The following is a 20780-nucleotide window of genomic DNA, read 5'->3' on the forward strand; positions in this document are numbered from 1 at the left end:
CAGAAAAGTATCCCGGCAGCCTAATGGGTTGGTCAGAATTTGTCAGTGCAAGAGACTTCAATGATGCGTTTTTGCTGCCTGTGGGTTATCGGCTGGTTGTGTTTTCCCTTGATGGGCTGGGCGGCGTCTGCGCCGGCGGCACATGCAGCGCTGTTGACGCCCGGCGAGCAGCAATGGCTGGCGCAACACCGTGAGCTGCGCGTCGGTCTGGTATTGCAGGCGCCATACGCACAATACGACCGGCGCTTGCAGCGACTGTCCGGGGCCAACGTCGAATTGATGAAGGCGTTGGCCAAGACGCTGAACGTCGAGCTGAGCTGGCGCAATTTTCAGGACCTGGCGCAACTGGAGGAGGCCGCCCGCGAAGGAGAGATCGACATTGCCCCGGGCCTGACCCAGACCCCGGGTGCGCTGCGCCTGTGGCTGTTTTCCGATCCTTACATGCGTGTGCCGCAATTGGTGGTCAGCGACCAGAAGAGCGGCGGCGTGGTCGAGCTGGAAAAACTCGACAGCCTGTCTCGCGTTGCCGTACGCATGCCCAGCGTCACGGCCGACTATTTGCGCAGCACCTATCCCCATCTGAATCTGCAAGGCGTGCCGCTGGAGCGTCAGGCACTGCAACTGTTGTTGACTCAACAAGCGTCCTACGCCGTAGTGGATGAGGCGCAACTCGGGCGCTTGTCCGCCGAGCCGGAGTTCGCCGGGTTGGTGGTGGTCGGCGATATCGGCTTGCCGCAGCTGTTGCGGGTTGCCACGCGGCGTGACTGGCCGCAATTGGCCGGGATCATCGAAAGCGCCTTGCGGGCAATCCCGGCCAAGGATCTGGAGCGCCTGCACAACCAGTGGCTGCAACCCAAGTACCCACGGCTGACGGAATCGCCGGGGTTCTGGCAGAACCTCAGCCTGTTATTTGCGGTGTTGCTGCTCAGTTGTGCGGCCATCATCCTCTGGCAACGACGCCAGCAACACAGCCTCGAACGGCGTCTGCTGGCCGCCCGGGAAGACATTGCCCTGCGCGCGGCCAGCGAGGAAGCCTTGCGCCTGACCCAGTTTTCCATCGACCAAAGTACCGTTGGCATTCTCTGGGTCAACTGGGACAGCCATGTGCGCTATGCCAACCGCGCGGCGGAACACATGCTCGGTTATCCACAGGGCGCGCTGATCGAGCGGCCGCTGATCGACTTCGAACCCGGTCTGCACATGGACCGCTGGCTCAACCTGTGGAAACGTGCGCGGGCCAGTGAAGAGGGGCCACTGAGCTTTGAAACCAGTTGCGTGCGCGCCGATGGCAGCGTCCTGCCGACAGATGTCTCGCTGAGTTTTCTGCGCTTTCGCGACAGCGAGTATCTGGTGGTTTATCTCACCGACGTCACCGAGCGTCGTCGCGCCCTGGCCGCGTTGCAGGAAAGTGAAGCGCGCCTGCAGGGCATTGCCGCTAACGTGCCGGGGCTGGTGTTTCGCCTGGAACGCGCGCCGGTGACCGGGCAAATCGACTTCGCCTACATCAGTGAGGGCAGCGAGAGTCTGGTCGGCTACGCGCCGGCCGCCATCGCCCATCGCGACATGGGCTTGCGCAGTCTGGTGCACCCGGACGACAGGGCCAGTTATCACCAGACCCAGGATCAGGCGCTGGACACCGACAGTGACTGGTCGTGGCAAGGACGGATTCTCACTCGTCAGGGCGAGCAGCGCTGGGCCGAGATCAAGGCAATCACCCGACAGCTGGAGGATGGCGCCTATGTCTGGGACGGCATCGTCTGGGACATCAGCGAAAGCAAGCGCATCGAGCTGGAGCTCGCCGCCTCCCGTGAGCAACTGCGCGAATTGTCGGCGCACCTGGAAAGCGTGCGCGAAGAAGAAAAGGCGCGGATCGCCCGCGAAGTGCACGATGAACTGGGGCAGATGCTCACGGTGCTGAAACTGGAAACCTCGATGTGCGAGCTGGCCTATGCGCAGCTCGACCCGGGGCTGCACGAGCGGTTGAACAGCATGAAGCGATTGATCGCCCAGTTGTTCCAGTTGGTACGCGATGTGGCGACAGCGCTGCGACCGCCGATTCTCGATGCCGGGATTGCTTCAGCGATCGAGTGGCAGGCGCGGCGATTCGAGGCGCGCACGCAGATTCCGTGTCTGGTGCAGGTGCCGGACAATCTGCCGGCGCTGAGCGATGCCAAAGCGATCGGGTTGTTCCGGATTTTGCAGGAAGCGCTGACCAATGTGATGCGCCATGCTCAGGCGCATACTGTGGAGCTGACGCTGGCGCTGGAAGGCGACGAATTGTGCCTGACGGTCAGCGACGATGGCACAGGCTTTGTCACTGCGGCGGACCGGCCGATGTCCTTTGGTTTGGTCGGCATGCGCGAGCGGGTGCTGATCATGGGCGGGCGCTTGCAACTTGAGAGTGAACCGGGGGAGGGCACCAGTCTGCATGTGCGGGTGCCAGTGGATCGCTAAAGATCGCATATCCCTGTAGGAGCTGCCGAAGGCTGCGATCTTTTAGCGTCAATGCAAATATCGAGGAGAGGCAAGTGATCCGTGTATTGGTAGCCGAAGACCACACCATCGTCCGTGAAGGCATCAAGCAATTGATCGGCCTGGCCAAGGATCTGCAAGTGGTGGGGGAAGCCAGCAATGGCGAACAGTTGCTGGAAACCCTGCGCAGCGTGCCGTGCGAGGTGGTCCTGCTCGACATCTCGATGCCCGGGGTCAACGGTCTTGAGGCGATCCCGCGGATCCGCGCGCTGAACAATCCGCCGGCGATTCTGGTGCTGTCGATGCACGACGAAGCGCAAATGGCCGCCCGTGCGCTGAAGGTCGGCGCCGCCGGTTATGCGACCAAGGACAGCGATCCGGCGCTATTGCTGACGGCGATTCGCAAGGTGGCGGCCGGCGGGCGCTACATCGACCCGGAACTGGCTGACCGCATGGTCTTCGAGGTCGGCCTGACCGATACGCGTCCGCTGCATTCGCTGCTGTCCGAGCGCGAGTTCTCGGTTTTCGAGCGCCTGGCCCAGGGCGCCAACGTCAACGACATCGCCCAGCAGCTGGCGCTGAGCAGCAAGACCATCAGCACGCACAAGGCGCGGCTGATGCAGAAGCTCAACATCACCTCGCTGGCCGAACTGGTCAAATACGCGATGGAGCACAAACTCCTCTGACCTCGGCACAAAAAACTGTGGGAGCTGGCTTGCCAGCGATGAGGGAGTGTCAGCACATCCATGCAAGCTGAACCACCGCTATCGCTGGCAAGCCAGCTCCCACAGGTTTCTCTGTGTAGCCTGAGAATGTGGGCATATCCGTTAGCGACACGCGCTTTTGCTTGTTCTTGCGGCTTGCCGCTTGATGCTCGTAGCGCGTTTGCCAAAACGCGCCATCCTTGTAGGGCAATCCCTACCCCCAACCTTCCATCCGGCTGAGGCGATTCTCTCCTGCGCCCCGATTTGCGCGGCTGGCGCCAGCCACTAGGCTTAATCCACAGCAGTTACCAATAACAAAGGTGTGGGTATGAGCCAGGTCGATTCAAACGCAGGGGCCAGTGATGTGCTGGTCAGCTTTCGTGGAGTGCAGAAAAGCTACGACGGCGAGAACCTGATCGTCAAAGACCTCAACCTGGACATTCGCAAAGGCGAGTTCCTGACTCTGCTCGGGCCGTCCGGTTCGGGCAAGACCACCAGCCTGATGATGCTCGCCGGGTTCGAAACCCCGACCGCCGGCGAAATCCTCCTGGCCGGCCGCGCCATCAACAACGTGCCGCCGCACAAGCGTGACATCGGTATGGTGTTCCAGAACTACGCGTTGTTCCCGCACATGACCGTTGCCGAGAACCTGGCTTTCCCGTTGACCGTGCGCGGCCTGAACAAGAGCGATGTCAGCGACAAGGTCAAGAAAGTCCTGAGCATGGTCCAGCTCGACGCCTTCGCTTCGCGCTATCCGGCGCAACTCTCCGGCGGTCAGCAGCAGCGCGTGGCACTGGCGCGGGCGCTGGTGTTCGAACCGCAACTGGTGCTGATGGACGAACCGCTGGGCGCACTCGACAAGCAATTGCGCGAACACATGCAGATGGAGATCAAGCACCTGCACCAACGCCTCGGCGTGACCGTGGTCTACGTGACCCACGATCAGGGTGAAGCGCTGACCATGTCCGATCGCGTCGCTGTGTTCCATCAGGGCGAAATCCAGCAGATCGCCCCGCCGCGCACGCTTTACGAAGAACCGAAAAACACCTTCGTCGCCAATTTCATCGGCGAGAACAACCGCCTCAACGGGCGGCTGCTCAGCCAGAGTGGCGAGCGTTGCGTGGTTGAACTGGGGCGGGGCGAGAAGGTCGAGGCGCTGGCGGTCAACGTCGGCCAGACCGGCGAACCAGTCACCCTGTCGATTCGCCCGGAACGCGTCAGCCTCAACGGCTCGAGCGACCAATGCGTCAACCGCTTCTCAGGGAGGGTGGCGGAATTCATCTATCTGGGCGACCACGTCCGGGTGCGCCTGGAAGTCTGCGGCAAGACCGACTTCTTCGTGAAACAGCCGATTGCCGAGCTCGATCCAGCGCTCGCGGTCGGGGACGTGGTTCCGCTTGGCTGGCAGGTCGAGCACGTTCGTGCACTTGACCCGCTGTTAGAGGCGAACTGATCGCCCCCGCAACACCAACACCAACCCTGCACGTGGAGAGAACAATAAATGTTGAGATCCCTGAAGTTCACCGCCCTGACCCTGGGCCTGATGGGTGCGGCCAGCGCAATGGCCGCCGGTCCCGATCTGACTGTGGTGTCGTTTGGCGGGGCGAACAAGGCGGCGCAAGTCAAAGCCTTCTACGCACCGTGGGAAGCGGCGGGCAACGGCAAGATCGTTGCCGGTGAGTACAACGGCGAAATGGCCAAGGTCAAAGCCATGGTCGACACCAAGAGCGTGTCGTGGGATCTGGTGGAAGTTGAATCGCCAGAGCTGTCCCGTGGTTGCGATGAAGACATGTTCGAACAACTCGACCCGGCGCTGTTCGGCAAAACCGAAGATTACGTCAAAGGCGCGATTCAGCCGTGCGGCGTGGGCTTCTTCGTCTGGTCGACCGTGCTCGCGTACAACGCCGACAAGCTGAAAACCGCGCCAACCAGTTGGGCCGATTTCTGGGACACCAAGAAATTTCCGGGCAAGCGGGGCCTGCGCAAGGGCGCCAAGTACACCCTGGAATTCGCGCTGATGGCCGACGGTGTTGCACCGAAGGACGTCTACAAAGAGCTGGCGAGCAAGGGTGGCCAGGATCGCGCGTTCAAGAAGCTCGATGAGCTGAAACCGAACATCCAGTGGTGGGAGGCCGGCGCACAACCGCCGCAATACCTCGCCTCCGGTGACGTGGTCATGAGTTCGGCCTACAACGGCCGTATCGCCGCCGTGCAAAAAGAATCCAACCTGAAAGTGGTATGGAATGGCGGCATCTACGACTTCGACGCCTGGGCCATCCCGAAAGGTCTGGACAAGACCCGCGCCGATGCAGCGAAGAAATTCATCGCCTACTCGGTCCAGCCGCAGCAGCAGAAGACCTACTCGGAAAACATCGCCTACGGCCCGGCCAACACCCAAGCCGTACCGCTGCTGAGCAAGGACGTGCTGAAAGACATGCCGACCACCCCGGAAAACATCGCCAACCAAGTGCAGATCGACGTCAGCTTCTGGGCTGACAACGGCGAGCAACTGGAACAGCGCTTCAATTCCTGGGCTGCGAAGTAACCAAAACTCCAACTTCGGGAGCGAACTGTTGTGGCGAGGGAGCTTGCTCCCGCTGGGTTGCGAAGCAGCCCCAAAATACTTGTGAGTGCTGCGCACTCAAGCGGGAGCAAGCTCCCTCGCCACACGGCCAATTTCCACAAGTTGCATGAATTAGAAAGATCGATTTGCGGAGTACGTCATGGCCATCGCCGTTCCCCTGAACGAGGGCGCCAGCCCCACCTTGAAGCAGAAGCTCAAGCGCGCCGAGCGGGTCAACCGCTGGAAGGCCCAGGCGTTGATTGCGCCGCTGGTGCTGTTTCTGTTGCTGGTGTTCCTGGTGCCGATCTTGGCGCTGCTCTACAAAAGCGTCGGCAACCCGGAAGTGGTCGGCGGCATGCCGCGCACCGTGGCGGCCATCGCCAGTTGGGACGGCCGCGGTCTGCCCGCTGAACCGGTGTACAAAGCGGCCGGCGAAGACCTCGCCGAAGCCCGCAAAAACCAGACGCTGGGCGATCTGTCCAAGCGCTTGAACATGGAGTTGGCCGGCTATCGCAGCCTGCTGACCAAAACCGCCCGGGCACTGCCGTTCGCCAGCGAACCGGCCTCCTACAAAGAAGCCCTCGAAGGCCTCGATGAGCGCTGGGGCGATCCGGCCTATTGGCAAGCGGTCAAACGCAACACCAGCAGCATCACCCCGTTCTACCTGCTGGCAGCGGTGGATCACCGTATCGACGATCTCGGCGAACTGGCCCCGGCCACCCCGGATCAGGCGATCTACCTCGACATCTTCGCCCGCACGTTCTGGATGGGCCTGATCATCACCGTGATCTGCCTGTTTCTCGCCTATCCACTGGCTTACCTGCTGGCGAACCTGCCATCGCGGCAGAGCAACCTGCTGATGATTCTGGTGCTGCTGCCGTTCTGGACCTCGATTCTGGTGCGGGTCGCGGCGTGGATCGTGTTGCTGCAGTCGGGCGGGCTGATCAACAGCGCGCTGATGGCCATGGGCATCATCGATAAGCCGCTGGAACTGGTGTTCAACCGTACCGGGGTCTACATCTCGATGGTGCACATTCTGCTGCCGTTCATGATCCTGCCGATCTACAGCGTGATGAAAGGCATCTCGCCGACCTACATGCGTGCCGCCATCTCGTTGGGCTGCCATCCGTTCGCCAGTTTCTGGCGGGTGTACTTCCCGCAGACCTACGCCGGTGTCGGCGCCGGTTGCCTGTTGGTGTTCATCCTCGCCATCGGCTACTACATCACCCCGGCGCTGCTCGGCAGCCCGAACGATCAGATGGTCAGTTACTTCGTCGCGTTCTACACCAACACCAGCATCAACTGGGGCATGGCCACTGCGCTGGGCGGCTTGCTGCTGCTGGCGACCGTGGTGCTGTATCTGATCTACAGCTGGCTGGTGGGCGCCAGTCGCCTGCGCCTGAGCTAAGGAGAATTTGAAATGCTGAGTCCTTACATGTCGCCCATCGAACGGGTGTGGTTCTACAGCTTGCGGATTCTCTGCGGCCTGATCCTGCTGTTCCTGATTCTGCCAGTGCTGGTGATCGTGCCGCTGTCGTTCAACTCGGGCAGTTTCCTGGTGTATCCGCTGCAGGGTTTCTCGCTGCACTGGTATCAGGACTTCTTCGCCTCGGCCGAATGGATGCGCTCGCTGAAGAACAGCATCATCGTCGCCCCCGCGGCGACCGTGCTGGCGATGGTCTTCGGAACCCTGGCCGCCATCGGCCTGACCCGTGGCGACTTTCCCGGCAAATCGCTGGTGATGGCGCTGGTGATTTCGCCAATGGTGGTGCCGGTGGTGATCATCGGTGTGGCGAGTTATCTGTTCTTCGCACCGCTGGGACTGGGCAACAGCTTCTTCTCGTTGATCGTGGTGCACGCGGTGCTCGGTGTGCCGTTCGTGATCATCACCGTGTCGGCGACGTTGCAGGGGTTCAACCAGAATCTGGTGCGGGCGGCGGCCAGCCTTGGCGCTTCGCCATTGACCACGTTCCGCCGGGTGACTCTGCCGTTGATTGCGCCGGGGGTGATTTCCGGGGCGCTGTTTGCCTTTGCGACGTCGTTCGATGAAGTGGTGGTAACGCTGTTCCTCGCCGGCCCCGAGCAAGCGACCTTGCCACGGCAGATGTTCAGCGGCATTCGCGAGAACCTCAGCCCGACGATTGCGGCGGCGGCCACCTTGCTGATCGCCTTCTCCGTCATCCTGTTGCTGACCCTTGAATGGTTGCGTGGTCGTAGCGAGAAACTGCGTACTGCGCAGGTCTGACGCCCAGATCAAAAGCCGCCCCCTCACCCCAGCCCTCTCCCCCAAGGGGGCGAAGGGGAAAGGGAGCAGATCTTCATGCTGTTCAGAATCTGAGTTCGACTCGGTATTGCACGTCGATGTACTCCGAGAGAACGGCTCAGTCAGTCCCCTCTCCCTCCGGGAGAGGGTTAGGGTGAGGGGCTTTGCTCTTGATTATTCACCAACTGAATACCAGCCAACCGCAAACCCTCAGCTACGCTTGTGCTCAGCTCCCACATCTATAAGAGGCTGCGCACGATGAGTCTGTCCCAGTTCAAAATCGCTCACAAACTGATCACCGGCGCGGGGGCCATCGAGCAGCTGGCGGCGGAACTCACGCGGCTGGATATCGACAACCCGTTGATTGTCACCGACGCCGCGCTGGTCAAGTCCGGCACCGTGGAACTGGCGCTGTGCCAATTGGGTGGGCGCGAGTACGAGATTTTTGACCGGGTGCTGCCGGACCCGGAAATCGCCATCGTCGAAGATTGCATGCGTGTCTATCGCGAGGGCGGGCATGACGGCTTGATCGGTCTGGGCGGCGGCAGTGCCATCGACATCGCCAAAAGTGTCGCCGCATATGCCGGATACCACGGCGCGCTGGAAGACCTGTTCGGCGTCGATCAGGTGCCGCGCAAAGGCCCGCCGCTGATCGCTATCCCGACCACCGCCGGCACCGGTTCGGAAGTGACCAACGTCGCCATCCTCTCGGACAAGGTCGCGCAACTGAAGAAAGGCATCGTCAGCGATTATTTGTTGCCGGACGTGGCGCTGGTCAGTCCGCAAATGACCCTGACCTGCCCGCGCAGCGTCACCGCTGCCAGTGGCGTCGATGCGCTGGTGCATGCCATCGAATCCTATCTGTCGGTCAACGCCTCGCCGATCACCGATTCGCTGGCCATCGGCGCCATCAAGTTGATTGCCAGGGCGCTGCCCAAGGCCTACGCCAATGGCGGCAATCTGCAGGCCCGTGAGGACATGGCCACCGCCAGCCTGATGGCCGGCATGGCGTTCGGCAATGCCGGGGTCGGCGCGGTGCATGCGTTGGCCTATCCGCTGGGCGGGCGTTTCAACATCGCCCATGGCGTCAGTAACGCGTTGTTGCTGCCGTATGTCATGACCTGGAACAAGATGGCCTGCGTCGAGCGCATGCAGGATATCGCCGAAGCCATGGGGGTGAAGACCGCTCATCTGAGTGCCAACGAGGCGGCGGACAAAGCCGTGCAGGCCATGACCGAACTGTGTGCGGCGGTGGAAATTCCTGCCGGGCTGCGCAGTTTCGGCGTGCCCGAGGAGGCAATTCCGGCCATGGCTGTGGAGGCCGCGGGGATCGAGCGTTTGATGCGCAACAACCCGCGCAGGCTCAGCGCGGCGGATATCGAGAAGATCTACCGAGCGGCGTACTGATCATCGCGGTCACGGTGCGCGCACGGAAACTTGAGGTATACAATGCGCGCCATCGTGATTTAGCTCAGAAAAGGTGCGTCATGCAGCCCTTCGTAATTGCTCCGTCGATTCTCTCCGCCGACTTCGCCCGCCTCGGCGAAGAAGTGGACAACGTTCTGTCCGCCGGTGCCGACTTCGTCCACTTCGATGTCATGGACAACCACTACGTGCCGAACCTGACCATCGGTCCGATGGTTTGCGCGGCCCTGCGCAAGTACGGCATCACTGCGCCGATCGACGCACACCTTATGGTCAGCCCGGTGGATCGCATCGTCGGCGACTTCATCGAGGCCGGCGCCACTTACATCACCTTCCACCCGGAAGCCACGCTGCACGTCGATCGTTCGCTGCAACTGATCCGTGAAGGCGGCTGCAAATCCGGCCTGGTGTTCAACCCGGCAACCCCGCTGGACGTGCTCAAGTACGTGATCGACAAGGTCGACATGGTCTTGCTGATGAGCGTCAACCCGGGCTTCGGTGGGCAGAAGTTCATCCCCGGCACCCTCGATAAACTGCGCGAAGCGCGGGCGATCATTGATGCTTCGGGCCGCGACATCCGTCTGGAAATCGACGGTGGCGTCAACGTCAACAACATCCGCGAAATCGCCGCAGCCGGTGCTGATACCTTCGTCGCCGGGTCGGCGATTTTCAATGCACCGAACTATCAGGAAGTCATCGACAAGATGCGTTCCGAACTGGCGCTGGCGCGCCCATGAGCGGTTTTGAGCAGCTGTTCCCGGGGCAACTGCCACGGTTGGTGATGTTCGATCTGGATGGCACGCTGATCGACTCGGTTCCCGACCTGGCGGCGGCGGTGGACACCATGCTGCTCTCCCTCGGCCGCAAGCCTGCCGGCATCGAGTCGGTACGCGAGTGGGTCGGCAATGGCGCACCGGTGCTGGTGCGCCGGGCGCTGGCCGGTGGCATCGATCATTCGGAGGTGGATGACGTCGAGGCCGAGCACGCGCTGGAAGTATTCATGGAAGCCTATGGCGCGAGCCACGAGCTGACCGTGGTCTATCCCGGCGTGCGCGATACCCTCAAATGGCTGCACAAACAGGGCGTGGCCATGGCGCTGATCACCAACAAGCCCGAGCGTTTCGTCGCGCCGCTGCTGGATCAGATGAAGATCGGCCGTTACTTCAAGTGGATCATCGGTGGCGACACCCTGCCGCAGAAGAAGCCTGATCCGGCCGCGCTGTTCTTCGTGATGAAGATGGCCAACATTCCTGCCTCGCAATCGCTGTTCGTCGGTGATTCGCGCAGCGATGTGCTGGCGGCGAAAGCGGCGGGGGTCAAGTGCGTGGCGCTGAGCTACGGCTACAACCACGGCCGACCGATTGCCGAGGAATCCCCGGCACTGGTGATCGACGATCTGCGCAAGCTAATTCCCGGTTGCCTCGGTACAGCCGCTGAGATAACGTTGCCCGACGCTTCTCAATCCCATTCTGGAAACGCCATCGTGGTGGTCACCCGCAAACTCTGGATGAAAGTCATCAAGGCCCTGGCCCGCTGGCGTTGGCGCGCCTGACTGGTTCCTGGCCGGCTTGCCGGCGCGTTTGCACACCTGACTGATTTGCCCCTCACACCACGAGGCACCCCATGATCCGCGAAGAATTCCTGCGCCTGGCCGCTGACGGCTACAACCGCATTCCGTTGGCCTGCGAAACCCTGGCCGACTTCGACACGCCGCTGTCGATCTACCTGAAACTGGCCGACCAGCCCAACTCCTACCTGCTCGAATCGGTGCAGGGCGGCGAGAAGTGGGGCCGTTACTCGATCATCGGCCTGCCGTGCCGCACCGTACTGCGGGTGCACGACCATCACGTAAGCATTACCGTCGATGGCGTCGAGACCGAAAGCCATGACGTCGAAGACCCGCTGGCTTTCGTCGAAACCTTCAAGGCCCGCTACAACGTGCCGACCATCGCCGGTCTGCCGCGTTTCAATGGGGGGCTGGTCGGTTACTTCGGTTACGACTGTGTGCGCTATGTCGAGAAACGTCTGGGCAAATGCCCGAACCCGGATCCACTGGGCGTGCCGGACATTCTGCTGATGGTCTCCGATGCGGTGGTGGTGTTCGACAACCTCGCCGGCAAGATGCACGCGATTGTGCTGGCCGACCCGGCGCAAGCCGACGCCTACGAGCAGGGCCAGGCGCAATTGCAGGAGTTGCTGGAAAAACTGCGCCAGCCGATCACCCCGCGCCGTGGTCTGGATTTCAGCAAGCAACAAGCGGCTGATCCGCTGTTCCGCTCCAGTTTCACCCAGAGCGACTACGAAAAAGCCGTCGACACCATCAAGGAATACATCCTCGCCGGTGACTGCATGCAGGTCGTGCCGTCGCAGCGCATGTCGATCGACTTCAAGGCGGCGCCGATCGATCTGTATCGAGCGCTGCGTTGCTTCAACCCGACGCCGTACATGTACTTCTTCAACTTCGGCGACTTCCACGTCGTTGGCAGTTCGCCGGAAGTGCTGGTGCGGGTCGAAGACAACCTGATCACCGTGCGCCCGATTGCCGGCACGCGGCCGCGTGGCGCCACCGAAGAAGCGGATCTGGCGCTGGAAGAAGACCTGCTGTCGGACGACAAGGAGATCGCCGAACACTTGATGCTGATCGACCTCGGTCGTAACGACACTGGCCGGGTTTCGGAAATCGGTTCGGTGAAGCTCACCGAGAAAATGGTCATCGAGCGTTATTCCAACGTGATGCACATCGTCTCCAACGTCACTGGCCAGTTGAAGGCCGGGCTGACCGCGATGGACGCGCTGCGGGCGATTCTGCCGGCGGGCACGTTGTCTGGCGCGCCGAAGATTCGTGCGATGGAAATCATCGATGAGCTGGAGCCGGTCAAGCGTGGCGTGTATGGCGGTGCGGTCGGTTACTTCGCCTGGAACGGCAACATGGACACCGCGATTGCGATTCGCACCGCGGTGATCAAGAACGGTGAACTGCACGTGCAGGCCGGTGGCGGCATCGTCGCCGACTCGGTGCCGGCGCTGGAATGGGAAGAAACCCTGAACAAGCGCCGCGCGATGTTCCGCGCCGTGGCCCTGGCCGAGCAGACCCCGGACACCTGATCCACGCAAAACCCTTGTAGGAGTGAGCCTGCTCGCGATTTCGGTCTGACATTCACCTTTAATGTTGTCTGTTCCACCGCCATCGCGAGCAGGCTCACTCCTACATTGGATTGTGTTCAACCAAAAAAACGCGGCGCCTGTAAGGGCGCCGCGTTTTTTTATGCCTGCGCTAACCCTGTAGGAGCTGGCGCAGCCTGCGATCTTTTGCCTTTCAACCTCAGAAATCCAGGCTGACCCCGACGTTCACCCCCTGCTGGGTAAAGTCATCATCCTTGCGCACGTTGTAGCTGGCGCGCAACGCCAGATCCTGCGTGAGTTTGTGGCTCACGCCCAGGTTCAGGCGATTGAGGTTGGTCTGCGGCTCGTAGCCTTCGAGGGTGAAACGGTTGCCCGGCAGGCTGTTGAGGTTGATGGTCAGGTCTTGCCGGTCATCGTTGTACTCACGCTCGTGAGCGAACTCGCCAAACACTTCGGTTTGCGCGGTGATCTGGTACTTGCCCTGGATACCCAGGCCCAGACGCCGCGAGTTGCGCGACTGGTCGTCAAAAGTCAGCGCCGTGGAGTCCGCGCCTTTTTCCGAGTAACCATCCACTTCGGTCTTGCCAAAATCGGCGCTGACGAACGGCGACAGGTGCCACGGGCTGCTGGCCTGCTGTGCGATGTCGTAACCGATCCGGCCGCTGATCGCCAGCACGTAGCCGTCGGTATCGCCTTTCTCCCCGCGCTCGTTGACCCCGAGCTGGAATTTACGCTTGAGGCTGTCGTAGTCGAGTTTGCCGGCGGTCATCGCCAGATCGCCCCACCAGCGGTTTTGCTGGTACTGGGCGAACACGGTGCCCATGTAGGAGTTAAGTTTGTATTCGGAGTCGGCGTCGCCGGCTTCGAGTTTCTGGTGGTAGAGACCGGCGGCCAGACCCACACGCCAGGCCTCGTTGACGCGATAACTGCCGCCGATGTTCAGGTTATAGCCGTTGCCATCGGCACTGGCCGCACTGTGCTGGCTGTCGAAGTCCTGATGTTGACCGCCACCGGCAACGATGGCGCGCCATTGGCCCACGGCCTGCCAGTTTTCCCAGTCGGCCAGCCATTGATTGCGCAGTTCATCCTGATGCGCGCGCAACGAACCCTGGGCCATTTCCGGCAGCAAGGTCAGCTCCCAAGGGGCAGCCAGCAGCGAGTAGGCGTAGTCGGCAATCAGACGCTGGCCGGCTTCGGTGGGGTGAACCGAATCGTTGTAGATCAGCTTGGTCGGATCCGGTGTGGCGCTGTTGATGCCGTACCGGGCGTTCTCGGTGCAGCTGTTGCCGCTGAAACAGGTGGCCGTCAGGTTCTGGTCGGTCGCGAGGCCGAACTGCGCCGGGTTGGCGAAAGCCTCTTTGAGCAGCACCGGAATGTTCAGTGGAATGATTTCGGCGTTGATGCCCTGCAATTGGCTGACCAGTTCGGTGTTGAACTGGGCGCTGAGCTGCGAGGTGAAGCCCTGCAGCGGCGAGCCGTTGATGGCCGGCGTCAGGCCGATGTCCGGCAGCAGCCAGACCATGATGTATTTGGCGCCGGCGCCTTGCAGCGTACGGGCGCTGTCGGCCAGGCGATCAGCCGCGGCGCTGGCCTGATCGAGACTGAGCACGCGGCCCTGAAGGAAATCGTTGCCGCCCCCGGACAGGTAATACAGCGCGTTCGGATCGGCACGGAAGCCGTTCGACGGCAGATAACCGCTGCGGGTGCGTTCGCCGGTGGCGGACTGCGTGGTGATCGAGTCGAGAATCTGGTCAGTCCGGTAACCGCCCACCGCCCAGTTGTTGCCATCGGCCAGGCCTTCGCCGGCACGCACGGCCGAGGATGAGGAGGCGGTCTGATCGGGGCTGAAACCCAGTTTGCCGCCGATGATCTGGGTGGCGTTGAGGTCGCGGTTTTCCCCGGTGCCGTCCTTGTACAGCGGGCCGGTGCGGTTGGTGTAGCGCTGCGTGGCACCGGCCGGGCCGCCGGTATCCCTGAAGGTCCCGGCGTCGTTCAGGCTGTCGCCGAACACAATGAAATTCGAATAGGGAGCGGGTGCTGCGTAGGCCTGGGCGCAAGCCATGGCGAGCAGGCAACCGGCAAGCGGTACAAACAACGTCTGTTTGATCATGAGCAAGTCCGTTTATTTATTGTTGTAGGTGAACGAAACGACAGTACCAAAAACTCCCGGCGTTTTGCCATCGGTCGCGAAGCCTCCCTTAGTTTTGTCCCCCGTCAGCCCCGCCATATTGCACGCTCCGCCCAGCTAAGTTACTGTGCCGGAACGTATGAACGAGACCTTCCCCGTGTTGATCGTCAGCAAACTTCTGGATCAAGTCATCAAGGCACACGCCCGTTGGCGTTGGCGCGCCTGAATCTTTTCTGCCGGCCCCGCCGGATCTGTATCGCTTTGCCTTCCTTGCCCGTTTGATATGCCGCTGTGCCGACGCCCTCTGCGCGTCCGACATCGTGCAGCGCCCTGCGGGCAAGTCACCTGAAGGCTGTCTTCAAGTCAGAATTCAAGAGGTTCGAAACGCCATGTTGCTGATGATCGACAACTACGACTCCTTTACTTACAACGTTGTGCAGTACCTCGGCGAGCTGGGTGCCGAGGTCAAGGTGGTGCGCAACGACGAACTGACCGTCGCCGAAATCGAAGCGCTCAACCCCGAGCGCATCGTGGTTTCGCCAGGCCCGTGCACGCCGACTGAAGCCGGCATTTCCATCGAGGCCATCAAGCATTTCGCCGGCAAACTGCCGATCCTCGGCGTCTGCCTCGGCCATCAGTCCATCGGTCAGGCCTTCGGCGGCGATGTGGTGCGTGCCCGCCAAGTGATGCACGGTAAGACTAGCCCGGTATTCCATGAGGACAAGGGCGTTTTTGCCGGTCTGAATCATCCGCTGACGGTCACCCGCTACCACTCGCTGATCGTCAAGCACGATACTTTGCCCGATTGCCTGGAGCTGACCGCGTGGACGCAGCACGACGACGGCAGCGTCGATGAAATCATGGGCCTGCGGCACAAGACCCTGAACATCGAGGGCGTACAGTTCCACCCCGAGTCGATCCTGACCGAACAGGGCCATGAACTGTTTGCCAACTTCCTCAAACAAACCGGCGGCACGCGCTAAGGACTCCCATGAACATCAAGACAGCCCTGAGCCGTATCGTCGAACACCTCGACCTCAGCACCGAAGAAATGCGCGACGTGATGCGCGAAATCATGACCGGCCAATGCACCGAAGCGCAGATCGGCGCATTCATGATGGCGATGCGCATGAAGAGCGAGAGCATCGACGAAATCGTCGGCGCGGTTTCGGTGATGCGTGAGCTGGCCGACCAGGTCGAACTCAAGACCCTCGACGGTGTGGTCGACGTGGTCGGTACCGGCGGTGACGGTGCGAACATTTTCAACGTGTCGACCGCATCCGCGTTTGTCGTCGCGGCAGCCGGTTGCACCGTGGCCAAGCACGGCAACCGTGCGGTGTCGGGAAAGAGCGGTAGCGCCGACTTGCTGGAGGCGGCCGGTATCTACCTGAACCTGACGCCGGTGCAGGTTGCCCGTTGCATCGACAACGTCGGCATCGGTTTCATGTTTGCCCAGACTCACCACAAAGCCATGAAGTACGCCGCCGGCCCGCGCCGCGATCTCGGCTTGCGTACACTGTTCAACATGCTCGGCCCGCTTACGAATCCGGCCGGTGTCAAACATCAGGTGGTGGGCGTGTTTACCCCTGCGCTGTGCCGGCCATTGGCCGAAGTCTTGCAGCGCCTGGGCAGCAAACATGTGCTGGTGGTGCATTCGAAGGACGGTCTGGACGAATTCAGCCTGGCCGCGCCGACCTTCGTCGCTGAACTGAAGAACAACGAGATCACTGAGTATTGGGTCGAGCCGGAAGATCTGGGCATGAAGAGCCAGAGCCTGCACGGCCTCTCGGTCGAAGGTCCGGAAGCATCGTTGGCGCTGATTCGCGATGCGCTGGGAAAGCGCAAGACCGAAAACGGCCAGAAAGCCGCCGAAATGATTGTGCTCAATGCCGGTGCAGCGCTGTACGCCGCCGACCTGGCCACGAGTTTGAAAGAAGGCGTGGCGCTTGCGCATGACGCTCTGCATACCGGCCTTGCTCGGGAAAAACTCGAGGAGCTGGGTGCCTTTACCGCGGTATTCAAAGTGGAGAATGAGGGATGAGTGTACCGACGGTTCTGGAAAACATTCTGGCGCGCAAAGTCCAGGAAGTCGCCGAGCGCAGTGCTCGCGTCAGCCTGAGCGAGCTGGAAAGTCTGGCCAAGGCGGCCGATGCACCCCGTGGTTTTGCCCAGGCATTGCTGGCGCAAGCGAAGAAGAAGCAGCCGGCGGTCATCGCTGAAATCAAGAAGGCTTCGCCGAGCAAGGGCGTGATCCGCGAGAATTTCGTGCCTGCCGACATCGCCAGGAGCTACGAGAAGGGCGGGGCGACCTGTCTTTCCGTGCTGACCGACATCGACTACTTCCAGGGCGCCGATGCCTACCTGCAACAGGCCCGCGCCGCGTGCAAACTGCCGGTGATCCGCAAGGACTTCATGATCGAGCCGTACCAGATCGTCGAAGCTCGCGCGCTGGGCGCCGACTGCGTGCTGTTGATCGTCTCCGCACTGGACGACGTGAAAATGGCCGAGCTGGCCTCGGTCGCCAAAGGCGTCGGTCTCGACGTGCTGGTTGAAGTGCACGACGGCGATGAGCTGGAACGCGCACTGAAAACCCTCGACACGCCGCTGGTCGGGATCAACAACCGCAACCTGCACACCTTCGACGTCAGCCTGGAAACCACCCTCGACCTGCTGCCGCGAATCCCGCGTGATCGCTTGGTGATCACCGAGAGCGGCATTCTCAACCGTGCCGATGTCGAGCTGATGGAAATCAGCGACGTTTACGCGTTCCTGGTCGGCGAAGCGTTCATGCGCGCCGAAAGCCCGGGCACCGAACTGCAGCGCCTGTTCTTCCCGGAGCGTGGTGTGCCGGTCAGTGGTTCGACCCTCGACTGACTCAGTCAGACCTGTTAGACGCCATCGCGAGCAGGCTCACTCCTACACTTGGAATGCGTTCCCCCTGTAGGAGTGAGCCTGCTCGCGATGACGACATAAGATTCACCTCAGACTGAACGTCCTACGGAAACCTTATGATCCCTGCCTCCCTCACCATCGAAACCGGCCTGCAAGCCGAACAAGACTTGCTCGCCTCCATCTGCGCCGGCAACGCCGAATTCGGCCTGCTGTTCTGGCAACCCAGCGATCGCGCGCTAGTCATGCCACGCCGCCTCAATCGTCTGCCCGGTTTTGATCACGCCTGTGAAGTCTCCGCTGCTGCCGGTTGGCCAGTCTTGCTGCGGGAAACCGGTGGCGAACCGGTCCCGCAATCCGCTTCAACCATCAACATCGCGTTGGTCTACGCCCCGCCCCGCAGCGAGGGTGATCTGAATCGCATTGAAACCGGTTACCGGCGCCTGTGTGATCCGATCTGTGAATTGCTGGATGAGTTGGGTGGTGTGTCGTCGCTGGGCGAAATCGACGGTGCGTTCTGCGACGGCCGCTTCAACGTCAATCTCGACGGTCGCAAGATGGTCGGCACCGCTCAGCGCTGGCGTCAGAGCCAGGGTGGTCAGCGTCCGGTGGGGTTGGTGCACGGGGCGATGTTGATCGATAACGAGCGAGAGTCGATGGTCGCGGCGGTCAATCGCTTCAACGAGGCCTGCGGTCTGGAGCAGCGAGTGCGGGCTGAAAGCCACATCGCCCTGCATGAGAAGTTTGCCGCGCCAACGGCATTGGCGCGTCTTGATGAGCTGTTTCGGCTGATGCTGGCGCAGGTCTACAGCGCCTGATTTTGCGTGCTTAGCGCGTGCCGAAGACCACCATGGTCTTGCCTTTCACATCCACCAGGTTGCGTTCCTCAAGATCCTTGAGCACGCGACCGACCATCTCCCGCGAACAACCGACAATCCGCCCGATTTCCTGACGGGTCACCTTGATCTGCATGCCGTCCGGGTGGGTCATCGCGTCAGGCTGTTTGCACAGCTCCAGCAGGCAACGGGCCACACGGCCGGTGACGTCAAAGAACGCCAGGTCGCCGACCTTGCGTGTGGTATTGCGCAGGCGTTGGGCGATTTGTCCGCTGAGGACGTAAAGAATGTCGGGATCCTGCTGCGACAATTCGCGGAACTTCACGTAGCTGATTTCGGCGATTTCACATTCGACCTTGGCCCGCACCCAGGCGCTGCGTTGCTGTTCCTGGCCCGCCTGCTCGAACAAACCCAGCTCGCCGAAGAAATCCCCGGCGTTGAGGTAGGCGATGATCATTTCGCGACCGTCGTCATCCTCGATCAGGATGGTGACCGAGCCCTTGATGATGAAGTACAGCGTGTCCGAGCGATCGCCGGCGCAGATGATGTTGCTCTTGGCCGCATGGCGGCGGCGCTGGCAATGCATCAACAGCTTGTCGAGGTTCTTGATTTTGGGTGTGGGGGTAATAGCAACCATGGTTGTATCCCGAAAAGACTGCACGGTGATGTTTGGTTTTTTTATGAGGCGCTGAAGGCGGTCGCTACAGGCTGACAATTGGCGCCAGCGAATTGGCGCCAGCTTACCAGACACTTCGTCGAAAATTCGAGAAATTACCTACGCAGCAGAGACATCCGTCCTATGAACGCCGGGCGCTGTCAGAGCAGGGGCCTGTGCTAAGCTGGCGACCCTTTTTTTACAGTGGAGTCTTGGCGATGAAGGCACGCATCCAATGGGCTGGCGAAGCCATGTTCCTCGGCGAGTCCGGCAGCGGTCATGTTGTGGTCATGGACGGTCCGCCGGACGCCGGTGGTCGTAATCTGGGTGTTCGCCCGATGGAAATGCTCCTGCTGGGCGTTGGCGGTTGCAGCAACTTCGACGTGGTCAGCATCCTGAAGAAGTCGCGTCAGGCGGTTGAAAGCTGCGAAGCGTTCCTCGAAGCTGAGCGCGCGACCGAAGATCCGAAGGTGTTCACCAAGATCCACATGCACTTCGTGGTCAAGGGCCGGGGCCTGAAAGAAGCCCAGGTCAAGCGCGCCATCGAACTGTCTGCCGAGAAGTATTGCTCGGCCTCGATCATGCTCGGCGCGGCCGGCGTGGCGATCACTCACGATTATGAAATCGTCGAACTCGGTTGAACCGACATTCAACTATCATAAAAGCAGTGCAGACTCTGGCGATCCCTCGCTGACGTCTGCATAATGCGCCACTTTTTTCAGGGCAGTGATCGGTCAGCCGACGGGTCATCCGCCTGAACAGATAACCAAAATCGCCATCGCGAAGAGGTGTTAACCGTCCTACGCAGGTGCGTTGTTCGCACTTGACGGGCATGCTTGATCACGCGGCTGCGCCGCATACATAGAGAGTTTTTAACGGTGAAAAGCAAACTCAAGCTCCACGGGTTCAATAACCTGACAAAGACCTTGAGCTTCAACATCTATGACATCTGCTACGCGGAAACCCCGCAAGACCAGCAGGCTTACGTCGAGTACATCAATCAAGAGTACAACGCCGAACGCCTGACGCAGATCCTCACGGAAGTTGTCGAAATCATTGGTGCCAACATTCTGAACATTGCCAGTCAGAACTATGAGCCTCAGGGTGCCAGCGTCACGATTCTGATCTCGGAAGAGCCGGTGACCCCGACTGACAGCCAGATCGAAGAGTCCCCGGGTCCATTGCCCGAAATCATCCTTGCCCACCTCGACAAGAGCCACATCACGGTGCATACCTATCCGGAAATCCATCCGGACGCCGGTATTGCGACGTTCCGTGTGGACATCGACGTGTCGACCTGTGGTGTCATTTCACCGCTGAAAGCGCTCAACTTCCTCATTCACCAGTTCGATTCGGACATCGTGACTGTGGATTACCGTGTGCGCGGCTTCACCCGTGACGTTGAAGGCAACAAGCATTTCATCGACCACGAGATCAATTCGATCCAGAACTACCTTTCCGAAGACACTCGCGACGCGTATCAGATGACCGACGTGAACGTGTACCAGGAAAACCTGTTCCACACCAAAATGCTGCTGAAGAACTTCGAACTGGACAACTACCTGTTCGGCGACGCCACCAGCAATCTGTCCTCCGAGCAGCGTGCTCAGGTGACCGAGCGGGTGAAACACGAAATGCTGGAAATCTTCTACGCACGCAACATGCCGACGTAAGATTCCCGGGCACAAAAAAAGGCGACTTCGGTCGCCTTTTTTAATGCCT

The 20780-nt window shown here is 60.9% G+C and carries 18 protein-coding genes; 16 read left to right on the forward strand and 2 right to left on the reverse strand.

Translation table 11 applies throughout. The features are described from left to right. The first annotated feature begins 60 nt into the window (after positions 1-60). The 10 genes from ACU680_RS16960 (at position 61) to trpE (ending at position 12532) form a co-directional block, all read left to right on the forward strand. A complete protein-coding gene (locus ACU680_RS16960) occupies positions 61-2454 on the forward strand; it encodes a PAS domain-containing sensor histidine kinase (RefSeq protein ID WP_448180038.1) in 2394 nt (797 codons plus the stop codon). Between the two features lie 74 nt (positions 2455-2528). After that, entirely contained in the window at positions 2529-3158 is a 630-nt protein-coding gene (locus ACU680_RS16965) for a response regulator (RefSeq protein ID WP_003228820.1), read from the forward strand. Positions 3159-3504: 346 nt separating this feature from the next. Further along, positions 3505-4629 (forward strand): ABC transporter ATP-binding protein, encoded by a 1125-nt coding sequence (locus tag ACU680_RS16970; RefSeq protein ID WP_108591995.1) that lies wholly within the window; start codon positions 3505-3507, stop codon positions 4627-4629. A 48-nt stretch (positions 4630-4677) separates the two neighbouring features. Beyond that, positions 4678-5721, forward strand: a complete 1044-nt coding sequence (locus ACU680_RS16975) for an ABC transporter substrate-binding protein (RefSeq protein WP_041070096.1) — start codon at positions 4678-4680, stop codon at positions 5719-5721. A 178-nt stretch (positions 5722-5899) separates the two neighbouring features. Continuing rightward, positions 5900-7147 (forward strand): ABC transporter permease, encoded by a 1248-nt coding sequence (locus ACU680_RS16980; protein ID WP_448180039.1) that lies wholly within the window; start codon positions 5900-5902, stop codon positions 7145-7147. A 12-nt stretch (positions 7148-7159) separates the two neighbouring features. After that, positions 7160-7984, forward strand: a complete 825-nt coding sequence (locus tag ACU680_RS16985; protein WP_108591992.1) for an ABC transporter permease — start codon at positions 7160-7162, stop codon at positions 7982-7984. 276 nt (positions 7985-8260) lie between these two features. After that, positions 8261-9409, forward strand: a complete 1149-nt coding sequence (locus ACU680_RS16990) for an iron-containing alcohol dehydrogenase (RefSeq protein ID WP_448180040.1) — start codon at positions 8261-8263, stop codon at positions 9407-9409. An 80-nt stretch (positions 9410-9489) separates the two neighbouring features. Then, positions 9490-10164, forward strand: coding sequence for a ribulose-phosphate 3-epimerase (gene rpe, locus ACU680_RS16995; RefSeq protein ID WP_448180041.1), 675 nt, complete (start codon positions 9490-9492; stop codon positions 10162-10164). Then, the gene (locus tag ACU680_RS17000; protein ID WP_367085933.1) at positions 10161-10979 is read left to right on the forward strand and encodes a phosphoglycolate phosphatase; all 819 of its coding nucleotides are present in this window, start codon (positions 10161-10163) and stop codon (positions 10977-10979) included. Before rpe ends, ACU680_RS17000 begins: the two co-directional genes overlap by 4 nt. Positions 10980-11050: 71 nt before the next feature. Beyond that, positions 11051-12532: an anthranilate synthase component I gene (gene trpE, locus ACU680_RS17005; RefSeq protein ID WP_400764440.1), complete on the forward strand. Its 1482-nt coding sequence runs from the start codon at positions 11051-11053 to the stop codon at positions 12530-12532. A gap of 217 nt (positions 12533-12749) precedes the next feature. Here trpE and estP read toward each other — a convergent pair whose 3' ends face one another. Continuing rightward, positions 12750-14660 (reverse strand): esterase EstP, encoded by a 1911-nt coding sequence (estP, locus tag ACU680_RS17010; RefSeq protein WP_448180042.1) that lies wholly within the window; start codon positions 14658-14660, stop codon positions 12750-12752. Positions 14661-15067: 407 nt separating this feature from the next. On the opposite strand from estP, the gene ACU680_RS17015 reads away from it, so the two are divergent. The 4 genes from ACU680_RS17015 (at position 15068) to ACU680_RS17030 (ending at position 18385) form a co-directional block, all read left to right on the forward strand. Beyond that, positions 15068-15661 carry an aminodeoxychorismate/anthranilate synthase component II gene (locus ACU680_RS17015; RefSeq protein WP_007966434.1) on the forward strand — a complete coding sequence of 198 codons (594 nt, stop codon included), beginning with the start codon at positions 15068-15070 and terminating at the stop codon, positions 15659-15661. 8 nt (positions 15662-15669) lie between these two features. Next, entirely contained in the window at positions 15670-16719 is a 1050-nt protein-coding gene (gene trpD / locus ACU680_RS17020; RefSeq protein WP_003228800.1) for an anthranilate phosphoribosyltransferase, read from the forward strand. Continuing rightward, positions 16716-17552: an indole-3-glycerol phosphate synthase TrpC gene (trpC, locus tag ACU680_RS17025; RefSeq protein ID WP_367085930.1), complete on the forward strand. Its 837-nt coding sequence runs from the start codon at positions 16716-16718 to the stop codon at positions 17550-17552. Before trpD ends, trpC begins: the two co-directional genes overlap by 4 nt. A gap of 134 nt (positions 17553-17686) precedes the next feature. Next, positions 17687-18385, forward strand: coding sequence for a lipoate--protein ligase family protein (locus ACU680_RS17030; protein ID WP_367085929.1), 699 nt, complete (start codon positions 17687-17689; stop codon positions 18383-18385). A gap of 10 nt (positions 18386-18395) precedes the next feature. Here ACU680_RS17030 and crp read toward each other — a convergent pair whose 3' ends face one another. Beyond that, a complete protein-coding gene (gene crp / locus ACU680_RS17035; RefSeq protein WP_007966430.1) occupies positions 18396-19040 on the reverse strand; it encodes a cAMP-activated global transcriptional regulator CRP in 645 nt (214 codons plus the stop codon). 236 nt (positions 19041-19276) lie between these two features. Here crp and ACU680_RS17040 point away from each other — a divergent pair, with 236 nt between their 5' ends. After that, entirely contained in the window at positions 19277-19699 is a 423-nt protein-coding gene (locus ACU680_RS17040) for an OsmC family protein (protein ID WP_003228794.1), read from the forward strand. 237 nt (positions 19700-19936) lie between these two features. Continuing rightward, entirely contained in the window at positions 19937-20731 is a 795-nt protein-coding gene (speD, locus tag ACU680_RS17045; RefSeq protein ID WP_003228791.1) for an adenosylmethionine decarboxylase, read from the forward strand. Positions 20732-20780: the final 49 nt, after the last annotated feature.

Source organism: Pseudomonas sp. LF020 (assembly GCF_053456425.1).